Origin of the sequence: Lapidilactobacillus concavus DSM 17758 (assembly GCF_001435835.1) — a bacterium.
Classification (GTDB): domain Bacteria; phylum Bacillota; class Bacilli; order Lactobacillales; family Lactobacillaceae; genus Lapidilactobacillus; species Lapidilactobacillus concavus.
In genome coordinates this window covers 1-11,384 of the sequence record NZ_AZFX01000043.1, presented here as the reverse complement: position 1 = coordinate 11,384, position 11,384 = coordinate 1, and the positions used below count along the sequence as shown (strand labels likewise).

Here is an 11,384-nt window from a genome sequence, read left to right as displayed (position 1 = left end):
ATCGATTTCTTCTTTATAACGTTTAAGTTGCATAACTTTTTGGTAAGAAGTATTTGAGTTTAACCAGGTCTTTATCCCAATACCAATCTTGTCGTCATTTGCGAATGTTGATCTGATATCGTGAGGTGTATTTCCAATATCAACGTCTTCAGAATCGAAACTACGAGCGTAGATTGTTTCTTGAAATTTGGAGTCTAAATAAGGTGCGCCGGTTTCAGATGATTTTTGATTAAATAGTGCAGAAAGTGCACTATACATTTTTAGATATTCTTCGTATTCAGTCTTTTGTTCTTTTGAGTAACGACTCCATACTGTCATAGCTTATGCTCCATATTTTATTTGATAACTTGATTATACAAAGAAACGAAGCTAAAGGTTCAGCTTCGTTTGAATAATTTAGGATTCTTCTATCATGTAGAATGTTGCTTGTTTCTTCTTTTGAACAAGTCTTATATAATCAGCATCATTTAGTAATTGAACACCAGATGCTTCAACAAATTTTTTTAGTTCATCAATTGATGAACTATATTTTTTTACATAGCTCTTTCCTTCAAATCGACTGTTAATATCAGAGTATATTAGAGCATATTTATCATGATTTTGTTCTAATTCATTGTTATCTTTAACGGAATTTAGAGCAAAATAAACATTTTTTGCGATTCTATTGATTACCGGTACAACAACAGAATTACCTGCTTGTTTGTAAAGTTGGCCGTTGGATATTTCTGGTAGTTTGAAGTCTTTAGGATAACCTTGAGCATAGAAGGTTTCTTTAGGTGTCAGTTTTCTAATTTCACCAGAGTCAGTAAGAATTAGCGGAACATTATGGCCACCAGTGCCCATATTGGCTGTTAATGTCGGAATAACACCAGTCTTATTCTCACGTACGTATTGTCGACGCCATTGATAAATAGTGTCTTGGCTCGTAATTTCTGGTACTAATTGATCATAGAATGGCTGAACGCCCTTGCGATAATAATACTTTTCGTTCTTATCGTTATGAAAATCGATGACATCATGAATAGTTTTTGTTAATTTAATTGGTTCAGGAAACTCAAAATTGTCAAAGGCTGTTTTATTTTTAAAGCCGACAACATAGATACGTTCGCGATTTTGAGGAACATTACCAAAATCTTTTCCGTTTAGCACTTTCCATTGGATAAAATAACCATTTTCGACAAGAGCCTCTCGAATGACTTTGAATGTATTACCATGATCATGAGTGACCAAGTTCTTAACATTTTCGATGAAGACAGCCTTTGGTTTTTTTGCTTTGATCATCTTCAACATTTCGAAGAATAAATCACCACGGCCATCTTCAAATCCCTTACGATAGCCAGCTATCGAGAATGCCTGGCATGGGAATCCTCCGACGATAAGATCGCTGTTTGGAATTTCCTTAGGATCAACATCGTGAATATCACGGCCATCTAGGTGTGTATCTGGGTTGTTTAAAGAATAAGTTTTGCGTGCATTCTGATCGAACTCATTCGCATAGGCAACTCTGAACTTGCCGGTTTGCTCGAAACCAAGCTCAATTCCACCGACGCCAGCAAAGAATGCATCAATACTAAATTCTTGCTCGTTAGTAGAACTTACAGAATTTGTCATCTAAATTCCCTCTTTTCAGTTTTTGTGTTTTATTGCAATTAGAATCAATTGCAGTAAAACAAATTATACCGCAGATAAGAAGATTTCGCTGCCCATAAAGTTAGATTTCGTATATCTATGTTAAAAGGGGCTATTTCTAGCAAATAGCCCTTCTTAATCATTGATACAATAGTGTTTTTATTTTATGCTAGTTGTTACAGGGCTTATTTATTTTATATCAAGTTAAATAGCCCCTAAACGGAGGCTTATGATGAAGCAGATAGTTCTTCCAATCAAAGATTCAAACGTCTTGAATGAAGTTCAAGACACTTTATTACACAATTTCAAAGCAGGCAGACGTAACTATACGATCTTTCAAGTGGGTAAAGCGACACTTCTAAGAGTAAGTGATGTAATGAGATTGAAGTATTCAGATGTATTTGATGTTAAAGGAGAAGTGAAGCAAAATGCTTTTATCCATGATAAGAAGACAGGAAAGGCAAATACACTTTATCTCAAACCGGTTAGGCATGATCTGAAACTTTATCAAGAGTGGTTACAAGAACATCAGATAGATTCAGAATGGCTATTTCCATCGACGACAAAACCAGAACGTCATATTACAGAGAAGCAATTCTATAAGGTTATGGACAAAGTAGGCAATCTGTTAAACATTAATTATCTAGGGACCCATACGATGCGCAAAACTGGCGCCTATCGGGTTTATACACAAACAAATTATAATATTGGGTTAGTCATGAAATTGCTAAATCATTCAAGTGAAGCAATGACACTAGCTTATTTAGGTTTAGATCAGGCCAGTCGAGAGACAATTTTAGACAATATCAATTTTGATTAAAAATTTTTTCCTATTTATTATCGAGTTAAATGCCGATATATATAGGCATTGTTAGAAGAATAGAATTTGATATCACATTTACCAAGATATTGTGTTTTATTCTTCAGCTGGTTTACCTAGATATTGTGTTTTATTCTTCAGATGTTATTATAAATTTAGCAATAAATTATCGTTAATAAATGTTATTTGGGGGTGAATTAATGAAAAAAACGCCAAAAAAAAGACGCTTTGAAAAGCATCTTTTAAATGTGAGATTGGTAACTGCAATTACTAATCTTGCTGGACTTGGAATTACATTGCATATTATTATCAATGTAACTTTACAAGTCCATGTAACTTTTTCTATGCTGTTCTAGCATTACAGTTCAAGTATAAAGTAGAAGACCTCAAAAGGGAACTAATTTGAAGCTTTTTTCTAGTCTCTAAATTAAATTGCCTGTTTAACATAAGTGTTAGCAGGCTTTTTATTTTACAGTAAAAAATATGGCTAACATTGTGGCTTCCGATTCGGTTAGTACCAATCTTCTCTTCAAGGCAGCCGAAGTCCGGTCTCCGCTCGGATTCGCGTGCCACCGGGCTTCTAGCCCTAAGGTGACCCCAATCTATCCTTCGTGAGACCCGACTTCGGCTTAGTGGTCACATTGGCTTCGCGAAGACTGTCCTCTTCCCCTAGGTTTCTCAGACTCTTCCTCACCCCATCACCTTGCTGTTTCGGCTTGCGCCTCAACGAAGAGGACGCCATTGTAGCTGAGACACCTAGGGGAAGAGGACATGAAGGAATGAATAATCCCTGCAGGATTTTTCATTCCTTCACTTCGCTGACGCCGAATTGAGCACTGCTAGGAATAGCGTCAAGGCGCGATATTCGCCAGACACAGCCGCGCGCTCTGCACACGTCTGCGACTGGCTGACAATCGAGACTAAAGACCCGAACCTAAACCACGTGTCAAGGCACAAACCAGCCCTGACACGTGGTTTTTTGTGTGCACGGATAAAAGTGTTGGCGATAAATTAAACAGAAGCAGCTGAATCTGATTGCCAAAACGTGCCAGCATAGCACACAAATCGGTTCACAGACCGTGGGCCTTGCCCACACCCGTTGGCTCAAAATTAAACAGAGTATTATTATTGAAGCCACCATTTCTTCGGAAGCTCCTCGCTAACACTGCGAATATCAGCTACATCAACTCGCTGATACTTGCCAACCGCATTAATGACGGTGATTTGACCCTCATCAAAACCACCAATCCAACCAATAATGTCGCGTTGAAAATTATTGTCGTATAAATCGTTGATTTGAATAGAAACTTGATGATTTTGCTCCCAAGCGTGGTTTAGAATACTGCTAATATCCTGATCAGACATCTGCGGTTTGACTGGTACAAATTGATCGTTTTTTTCGTGGAATTCCATATCAGCGGAGTGATCTGAAAGAATCCACCCCTGCCACTTGGCCATACACCGATCGTTGTAAAGCCACTGATCCCTAGGCACGTCATACGGCGCACTATGTGTTTCACGCATTTCCATAATATCACCTCAAACAGATTATACGAACATATGTTTGTTATTTCAAGGTAAAAAATAGATGACTTCAAACCTCAAGTTGCTAAAAAAAGCTATACCACGTACAATGAAACTGTATTCATGATAAAGATCAGCTAAGGAAAAATCACGATGCGAATACTAGCAGAACCAGAATGCCGGTATTCTATTTTTTTGCAAAAAAAAAAAAGGAGGAATCGAAATGCGAATAGAACCTGATGAACTTGAGTTGGAAATCAATATAAGTGGCAAAAGAAGAAGTATCACAGCGACAGTATTCGACGACGACGGAGACGGAAAGATCACGATATCTGGCATCAATAAGGAGTTGACCGATAATAATGTGATCTATGCCTCAGCCTTGACGATTTTGACGCTACAAAAGAAAATGATCGTTGCTTTGGAAGAAACAAGCAAGCAATATAATTATTTCAACGACGAGATCATGATGAAAGATAACCCATTTTTAAAATAGCTTGCTAAAAAGAGCCATCAGCGTTAAAATGAAAGCGTATTCGGAATATAAAACTGAGTGGAATATAACGTGGAATACCTGCAGAACGCCGGCATTCTATTTTTTTGCATAAAAATTGACCAAAGCTCTGATCAAGCGATAGTCACCAAAAAACAAGGGGGAGAAACACAGTGGTAAACATTATCGACAGCGTCAAACGTGATACTGTCAAGCGTAACTTGGTTGGCCAAAGTCTCACAGAAGACGGCAAAACCGCGCATAATATCACGTTAACTGGCATCAGCACAATGATCGCTGATGACAAAGAATTAATCAGCATTGCCAACAAAGTCTACGGACTCCAGAAATATAGTATTGATAAGTATAAAGAAACAGTTGCAACGCAATTGTCCGCAGAATCACACCAGGTAGAAGAGGAGGCGTAATAGATGGCAGATCAAGAAGCAAAACTAACAGAAGTCCTAGTGCTCACATTCCGTGACTTGAAGGAAGATAAAGACCGTCGCCTCCGCATTCCAAATCCGCGTGAAGATCTCACCGGAGCAGAAATCAAAGACGCAATGGACGTTGTTTCAGATAGCAAGTTTATCTGGGACGGCGTAACGCCGAAAAGCGCAAAAGTCGTTAAGACAGTAACAGATAGTTACGACATTACGGCAGAATAACTAAAGAAAGGCTTGGGCTAAAGAGCCTAGGCCTTTTTTTAAAGGAGATTTTAAATGATCAATCACTATATCAAACTGGAAACATTCGCACAAACGGCATATCACAAATGCGAATGCTGCAGCAGAGTACGCGACATCTATTTCAGAGCGAATATTTATGATGCAGACACCGCCAAAATGCTCGTCGGATCGTTCGAACTTTGCAAAGAATGCGGCCAGAATTTTGGAACAATACTTAACCAAGAGACTTCAACAGAAAGCGTGGTGACAGACTTTAGCTTTGACAACTGAATTCCTGCAATATCTAGTGGAGCAATCGTCAGGGATTGTAATCGCGCTGATATTAATCATGCGCGTTGACCGACGCATGGACGAATTAACCACGTCGATCAATCACTTATCTGAATTAATTTCAGTCAACATATTTAAAGAAGGCGAAGAAAAAAAGGACGATTTAAAAAATCGTGAAAATGAAATTCGGGAAAATTTAGATACGACAAATTTTCAAATTCACGCCAAAAAAGTTGACTTGAAAAAAGAGGGTGCCAAAAATATTCGAAGAATTTCTAAACCAGCTAAATCTCGAAAACAAGCGTAAATCAACGATTGATCAGTATAGTAGGCGTCTTAAAATCTTTGATGATTATCTTCAATTTCAGGGCATTTTAGATGTCTACAGCGTCACAAGAGCCGACATTATGGGCTTTCAGCGTGAATTATTAAGGCAAGAGTTAAGTCACCGGACGATCAACGGGGTTATCTCAACTGTTTGCGTATATTACAAGTGGGCGGAGTTAGAGGGTCTGATTGACCGCAATCCGGTGCCAGAAGGTGTGCATTTGCAGACAGAGATACCAAAAGTTACACGTTTGAGTGATGATGATTTAACTAACTTTCTGAGCTGGGTCAATACACTTCAGGATAATGTTCGCGCGGCATTTATGCTGATGTATGGCTCTGGAGCTCGAGTTGGCGAGGTGTCCAAGCTGACATATGGAGATATCCAGCTACGTCATGCAAAGGTCTATATCAACATTACGGAAGCGAAATGGGGCAGTGATCGCTGTATTCCGGTTATTGACCAGGAGTCAGCGCGTATTGTGTGGCAGTATCGAGAATCTTGTGAGGTGTCCAATCGACCACTATTTCGTGTGTCGCGGCGGACGCTACAGACGTATGCGACGCAGTATCACGATTTAACCGGCATTGAATTCCATTGCCATCTACTCAGACATACGTTTGCAGCGCGGTTGCTGGAGCAAGGTGTGCCGATTACAACGATTCAATTCTTGTTAGGCCACAAGAATCTCAATATGACTGCTCATTATACGCAGTCTGCAGTGATTGATGTGTCACAGATCACACCATCAATATTTCAAGAGAGAGGTACACAACATGAATGATATCAAGATATTAGGGCGATTAGCAGCAGATCCAGAATTGAGAACGTCGGATAGTAGTAAGCGGTCATATGTGTGGTTTACGGTTGCCGTTCCTAGACATTCAGACCATAGCAAGGCTGATTTTGTGCGATGTGTGGCGTTTGATAAGCTTGCTGAGTCGTTGACGCAGTATTGCGTGAAAGGACGTCAGGTGCTCGTTAACGGACGCTTGGAAGTCTCACAGAAGATCAATCCAGAGTCACGAGATAGTCAGATTTATTATTCTGTAATTTCTGAGTCGATCGAATTCCTGCAGAGACCGCAAACGGCTGGTAGTCAAACAGAATCTGCATAGCGGACTGAACGTAGTGAGGGAGCATAAGCGCAGATTGTGCTTGACTGCCTAAACAATAAACACTTAAAAGGTTTCAAAAAAAGGTTCCAACATTTTTTTGACCTGCCAAACGGCGAGTGTTAAGGGTTTCGAGCGAATTCCTGTATTGACCCCCCACTACTAATAGGGGGGTAGTAAATACAAGGTTGGAATGAGGTGGTCGATAATGCCTGGAACATATCTTACTACCGCTTTTGATTGGCTTGAATTTACCGTTCATAAAGTTGAGCTTAAATACTTGATTACCAGCGTTTTAAGACTCAATGAGGAGGAATTTAAGGCTCTAACTACTGGAAGATTTGGATATAACAGTCAATGGAAATGGTCGGAAGGAAATGTTTTTGTGCTGTTTAACTCTGGAAAATCTGAGCGACCGATCGAGGACGACAAGATGGGAATGCACGTGATCATCACGGGGACTGGGTGCAGAGTCTATGAGCAAACTCGAGGAATTCGCGAGTTATTGATCATGGTGATTGACCAAGTTCCAGAAAGCAAATTTACGCGAATTGATCTGGCCATAGACGATCACCAGGATAAGCTGATCAATTACGACCGGATACAATCCGCGGCGTTGAATAATATGTTTACCAGCAGGTGGAGCAAGTGGGACGAGCTTAATAGTCGGAGTTGTACGAACGGCGCATATTTGGGACGCACAATGTATTTTGGATCCCAAAAATCAGATATTTTCATGCGAATTTACGACAAGAAACTCGAGAGAATGGCTAATAATGGCGAAAACGCCGAAAATTTATGTGCATGGACGCGATTAGAGGTCGTTTTCAAGAAAGATCGTGCACAGTTATTGGCAAAACACCTTACAAATGGCGATGACATTGGTTTAGTGTTGCGGGAGACACTCAATAACTATATTAGATTTCTGGATAATCCCAAGAAATCAGACACAAACAAGGCTCGTTGGCCGACTGCAGATTGGTGGCAGGAGCTGTTAGGCGATGTGGGTAAATTAAAATTGACGATATTGCCATTGGAGCGCACTGTCGAACAGATGCAAGAATGGGTCGACAAGCAAATTGCACCAACGTTGAGTACGTTGATGATGGCTTATGATGGTGATCTATCGTGGGTGTATCGGACGATTCATCACGGCATGAGCCATATGAAGAGCAAGCACGTCGACGCAATTAATCAGTATCAGAACAATTAGGAGGAGATAATTGGTAAATTACAATCTAGTGGCTGACTTATCGAGCCACAATCCGGATTCATTGAGTTTTTTTAGACAGCTTTCTGATGTTGGCGTTAAAGCCGTCATTATCAAGTTAACGGAAGGATCTAATCCTGGGACCGCATATGCGAATCCCAAAGCAGCAAAGCAAATCAAAAATGCCAAATCGGTTGGTATGAAGGTTCATGCTTATCATTTTGCGAGATTTCGCAACAATGCGGACGCGGTTCTGGAAGCAGATTGGTTCTTAAAAAACGTCAAAAAACAAGGCCTGAGAGACAATTCAGCGATGGTCGTGGACGTTGAGTCGAAGGAGATCCCAAATGACGCTACGGTGCCAGTAAATGCGTTTCTCAAGCAGGTGCAAAAACACGGCTATCCGAATGTGGACGTCTACTCCAGTGCATCTTGGTATTGGGAACGAAGACTTGATCAGTATCAATTGATTCCAAATAACTTTTGGATTGCCAATTATGGCGTCAGCAAGCCTGGTGTCAACAACACTGGGACTTGGCAATTCACGAATAACTACATGGGCATGAAGGTTGATATGTCGTATGATTTTTTCAATTTTTACACCGGGGAATGTCGCAAAAAGCCGAGCTCAGCACAATATCATATCGTGTTGCCTGGTGAAAGCTGGTGGGGAATCGCGCATAAATACGGGCTTAATATGAACCATTTGGCTGAGCTAAATGGGGCAACGATTAAGGCTGTTATTCACCCAGGAGATCGATTGCGAATTAGGTAGACAAAAAGCGCCTTTTTGGGCGCTTTTTACATACAAAGAAAGATAGCGATAAGCTCATATTAATGAGCCCAAGAATGATATTAATAATCGGCACGATAAACAGACCAACGATAAAGAAGATAATAATTGCTATTAACTCCATGGATTCCACCAATGTTTCTTATGATTCTTAGTTTTCGATTCAGTTTTCGAAGTTTTCGATTCAGTTTCCGAAGTTGTCGGTTTGAGTGGTGCTGTTTTCGATTCTGGTTCAACATCAATCGTATCAGTACTTTCAGATGATTCCGCAAGTTGCAATTGCTTAACTTGAGATTCCAACTTGCTGATCTGTTGATTAGCTTGTAGCGTTAGTTTCTGTTGTTGATCTAGCAATGTGTGGACAGTATTTATCTGATCATCTTTCGCGGCTAACTGCTTGTTTTTCTCTACCAATTCTGCTTTGAGAGCGTCAACCAATTCTTGATTGATATCGCCAACTTGGTTTGCGGTTTGGTTATCGTTTTGTGCAGTTTTGTTTGCGTTGTTTTCGATGTTGTCGGTTTGGTTATCGATATTACCCTCAAAGTGCGCCTTGATAGCATTCACACCATCGTCTGAGATCAAAAACCGATTTCCTTTTTTGCTCACGTAGCGTTTGCGCTTGTCTGGCGTCAGCAACTTATTGATCGCTGTTTTTGACACATTTAATTCTTTTGATAATTCAAGAATTGTTTTTGGCATTGAAATCACTCATTTTATTTTTTTGTCGGAACATTTTTCGAAATTCGATTGCTATTACTATTATAGATGTGTATGATGATGTTAACAATTACATATTAAGCGCAAAAAAAATACTCCGCGGAATTGGCGTTCCCGGAGATGGCGACTTACTACTCTACCTAGTAAGATTTTCATTCAGCTGAGACACTAACCCAACTGATTTCAACCAATATTATAACATGGTTGAAGGAAAATCAACAGTCAACTAATCTGAAATTTAGAAAAGTGGGCTCAAACTAGGTTAAAACTTAGTTTGAGCCCACTTTTTTTCATGCGAAAACGGAATGGTTGGAGTTGATCACCCAACTAAAAGACGTTTGGGTAGTTCCCTGTCAATTGATTGTTCGAATCACTCGTGAGCGCGGCTTGTGACCCCGCTTGTAGTTTACAACATGGGTATGCTAAACCCTGCGGAGATACACCGCAAAAGACGTGAGCGGATCACTAGGAAATGGAATCAACCACCCTGTAATCAAATTGAGTTCATATGCACTCAGATAAGACAAAAGCATACGTGCTACGTCACGATAAAACGAGATGACCAGGGACAAGGGCTAGTTGCGTTTAAACGGTTGCTGTAATTGATGATTGAGCTTTAGAGCGTGAATCTAATGCTGAATCATCAATACAGGTGTCAAAAGAAAGCAAAATCAATGACATTTTCTCATTGATAGGGAAAGTGTCTTGAGAGAGCCGGCACGGCTCAACCCTTTTGGTTGGGGTTTAAGAGGAGTTTTAATCTTCTTCTGTGGTCTGTGTTTCGTCGTTCATGAATCGTTCGAATGACCCGTATTCTGCGAAGTCGATCCAAATATCGTCTGGCTTAGCAGGGTCTTCTCGCCATAGTTTTACGCTGTCGTATCCGATTTGTTTTAAGCGATCCATTGTAACGATATTGGTAGCTGGTATATCGTATCTTTGTCTTTGTGGTTTTTTAATTCCTAAGGCATTAAGAATCCATTTTCCTAAGATGTTTTGAGGGTTAGTTTGTAGTGCTTTGAAGCCTTCTTGTGCAAAGATAGCGTCGAATGTGGTTCCGTCCGGCATGTGTAAGTGGATAGGATAGCTCGATTTACCAGTGGATTGGTGGTATTCAGCATAATTACTCATGTTTATCGTTGGATTTATCCAATAAGGGTGTTTCTTCCAAAGGGCTTTTGGAATTGGAATGTAGGCTTCTCCTTCTGGGCGTAGTACAGTACTGCCAGCTGATTTTGGTAGTCCGTTCCAAGCATTTAAACCACTACTTTCTGATACTTTATGGTCTCTGTATGAGTAGAGTGGAAGATATAGATAATCACGTGTTTTTTCTGGTACTAGAACGCCACCAGTACTGTAAAACTTTTTAAATGATTGTTTTATGAATTCGAATGGATCTTCTAGTATTTCAATGTCGATTTTTTTTAACAGATCAGTGTTTGGTAGAGTTTCACCAAATTTCATAAAGACCTGGCTGTCACCAAAGGTGTATTTATATTCCTTTAAGCCGTCAGTGAAGTTAAAGGAATTACTTTTTAGTGATTGTGGCTCGAGATGATTTATGTCGACTAAGGGGTAGCTAGTTTCAGATAGTTTTAGGGTTCCTCGGTCACGAGTTACGTAATGATAGATGTTTTCATTGTCTTTGAGACCTAGACGATTATAGTCAGCAATCAATCTTGTATTTTTGATAGTTGATATAGTCAATGCCAAATCATCTAAATCATCTTTGTGCTTATCGATTTCTTCTTTATAACGTTTAAGTTGCATAACTTTTTGGTAAGAAGTATTTG

Annotated in this window: 14 protein-coding genes and 1 pseudogene; 10 read left to right on the top strand and 5 right to left on the bottom strand. The window is 39.8% G+C overall.

Features of this window, described 5'->3' with window-relative positions; translation table 11 throughout:
• Together FC15_RS04960 and FC15_RS04955 are read right to left on the bottom strand one after the other, a co-directional pair.
• Positions 1–318: pseudogene (locus tag FC15_RS04960) on the bottom strand (NgoFVII family restriction endonuclease); the annotation flags it as partial.
• A 78-nt stretch (positions 319–396) separates the two neighbouring features.
• Positions 397–1,611: a DNA cytosine methyltransferase gene (locus FC15_RS04955; RefSeq protein ID WP_057824556.1), complete on the bottom strand. Its 1,215-nt coding sequence runs from the start codon at positions 1,609–1,611 to the stop codon at positions 397–399.
• 250 nt (positions 1,612–1,861) lie between these two features.
• On the opposite strand from FC15_RS04955, the gene FC15_RS04950 reads away from it, so the two are divergent.
• Both FC15_RS04950 and FC15_RS09145 read left to right on the top strand, forming a co-directional pair.
• The gene (locus FC15_RS04950) at positions 1,862–2,449 is read left to right on the top strand and encodes a site-specific integrase (RefSeq protein WP_057824554.1); all 588 of its coding nucleotides are present in this window, start codon (positions 1,862–1,864) and stop codon (positions 2,447–2,449) included.
• A 200-nt stretch (positions 2,450–2,649) separates the two neighbouring features.
• On the top strand, positions 2,650–2,805 hold the full coding sequence (locus FC15_RS09145) for a hypothetical protein (RefSeq protein WP_157051243.1): 156 nt from the start codon (positions 2,650–2,652) through the stop codon (positions 2,803–2,805).
• A gap of 769 nt (positions 2,806–3,574) precedes the next feature.
• Here the strand turns inward: FC15_RS09145 and FC15_RS04945 are convergent.
• On the bottom strand, positions 3,575–3,979 hold the full coding sequence (locus tag FC15_RS04945; RefSeq protein ID WP_057824552.1) for a hypothetical protein: 405 nt from the start codon (positions 3,977–3,979) through the stop codon (positions 3,575–3,577).
• Between the two features lie 217 nt (positions 3,980–4,196).
• On the opposite strand from FC15_RS04945, the gene FC15_RS04940 reads away from it, so the two are divergent.
• The 8 genes from FC15_RS04940 to FC15_RS04900 all read left to right on the top strand — a co-directional run bounded on the left by FC15_RS04940 (position 4,197) and on the right by FC15_RS04900 (position 8,853).
• Positions 4,197–4,469, top strand: a complete 273-nt coding sequence (locus tag FC15_RS04940) for a hypothetical protein (protein ID WP_057824551.1) — start codon at positions 4,197–4,199, stop codon at positions 4,467–4,469.
• A 170-nt stretch (positions 4,470–4,639) separates the two neighbouring features.
• Positions 4,640–4,894 carry a hypothetical protein gene (locus FC15_RS04935; protein ID WP_057824549.1) on the top strand — a complete coding sequence of 85 codons (255 nt, stop codon included), beginning with the start codon at positions 4,640–4,642 and terminating at the stop codon, positions 4,892–4,894.
• Positions 4,895–4,897: 3 nt separating this feature from the next.
• Positions 4,898–5,134, top strand: a complete 237-nt coding sequence (locus tag FC15_RS04930; protein WP_057824547.1) for a DUF2922 domain-containing protein — start codon at positions 4,898–4,900, stop codon at positions 5,132–5,134.
• Positions 5,135–5,414: 280 nt separating this feature from the next.
• Positions 5,415–5,732, top strand: coding sequence for a hypothetical protein (locus FC15_RS09270; RefSeq protein ID WP_057824543.1), 318 nt, complete (start codon positions 5,415–5,417; stop codon positions 5,730–5,732).
• The gene (locus tag FC15_RS04915; protein WP_083479106.1) at positions 5,677–6,537 is read left to right on the top strand and encodes a tyrosine-type recombinase/integrase; all 861 of its coding nucleotides are present in this window, start codon (positions 5,677–5,679) and stop codon (positions 6,535–6,537) included. The genes FC15_RS09270 and FC15_RS04915 overlap by 56 nt, the downstream gene beginning before the upstream one ends.
• Positions 6,530–6,871 carry a single-stranded DNA-binding protein gene (locus tag FC15_RS04910; protein WP_057824539.1) on the top strand — a complete coding sequence of 114 codons (342 nt, stop codon included), beginning with the start codon at positions 6,530–6,532 and terminating at the stop codon, positions 6,869–6,871. The genes FC15_RS04915 and FC15_RS04910 overlap by 8 nt, the downstream gene beginning before the upstream one ends.
• Positions 6,872–7,076: 205 nt before the next feature.
• Complete coding sequence (locus FC15_RS04905) at positions 7,077–8,081, top strand: replication initiation factor domain-containing protein (protein ID WP_057824537.1); 1,005 nt, start codon at positions 7,077–7,079, stop codon at positions 8,079–8,081.
• Positions 8,082–8,091: 10 nt separating this feature from the next.
• Positions 8,092–8,853 carry a GH25 family lysozyme gene (locus tag FC15_RS04900; RefSeq protein WP_057824535.1) on the top strand — a complete coding sequence of 254 codons (762 nt, stop codon included), beginning with the start codon at positions 8,092–8,094 and terminating at the stop codon, positions 8,851–8,853.
• A gap of 132 nt (positions 8,854–8,985) precedes the next feature.
• Here the strand turns inward: FC15_RS04900 and FC15_RS04895 are convergent, their stop codons facing one another.
• Complete coding sequence (locus FC15_RS04895) at positions 8,986–9,573, bottom strand: DUF536 domain-containing protein (protein ID WP_057824533.1); 588 nt, start codon at positions 9,571–9,573, stop codon at positions 8,986–8,988.
• Positions 9,574–10,347: 774 nt separating this feature from the next.
• The coding region (locus FC15_RS04890; RefSeq protein WP_057824531.1) for a phospholipase D-like domain-containing protein at positions 10,348–11,384 on the bottom strand (1,037 nt) is incomplete at its 5' end.

Bases quoted from the DNA above. Each gene is read 5' to 3' on its own strand.
- FC15_RS04895 (WP_057824533.1), bottom strand. From the start codon at position 9,573: ATGCCAAAAACAATTCTTGAATTATCAAAAGAATTAAATGTGTCAAAA.
- FC15_RS04910 (WP_057824539.1), top strand. From the start codon at position 6,530: ATGAATGATATCAAGATATTAGGGCGATTAGCAGCAGATCCAGAATTG.
- FC15_RS04930 (WP_057824547.1), top strand. From the start codon at position 4,898: ATGGCAGATCAAGAAGCAAAACTAACAGAAGTCCTAGTGCTCACATTC.
- FC15_RS04955 (WP_057824556.1), bottom strand. From the start codon at position 1,611: ATGACAAATTCTGTAAGTTCTACTAACGAGCAAGAATTTAGTATTGAT.
- FC15_RS09145 (WP_157051243.1), top strand. From the start codon at position 2,650: ATGAAAAAAACGCCAAAAAAAAGACGCTTTGAAAAGCATCTTTTAAAT.
- FC15_RS04905 (WP_057824537.1), top strand. From the start codon at position 7,077: ATGCCTGGAACATATCTTACTACCGCTTTTGATTGGCTTGAATTTACC.
- FC15_RS04950 (WP_057824554.1), top strand. From the start codon at position 1,862: ATGAAGCAGATAGTTCTTCCAATCAAAGATTCAAACGTCTTGAATGAA.
- FC15_RS04945 (WP_057824552.1), bottom strand. From the start codon at position 3,979: ATGGAAATGCGTGAAACACATAGTGCGCCGTATGACGTGCCTAGGGAT.
- FC15_RS04940 (WP_057824551.1), top strand. From the start codon at position 4,197: ATGCGAATAGAACCTGATGAACTTGAGTTGGAAATCAATATAAGTGGC.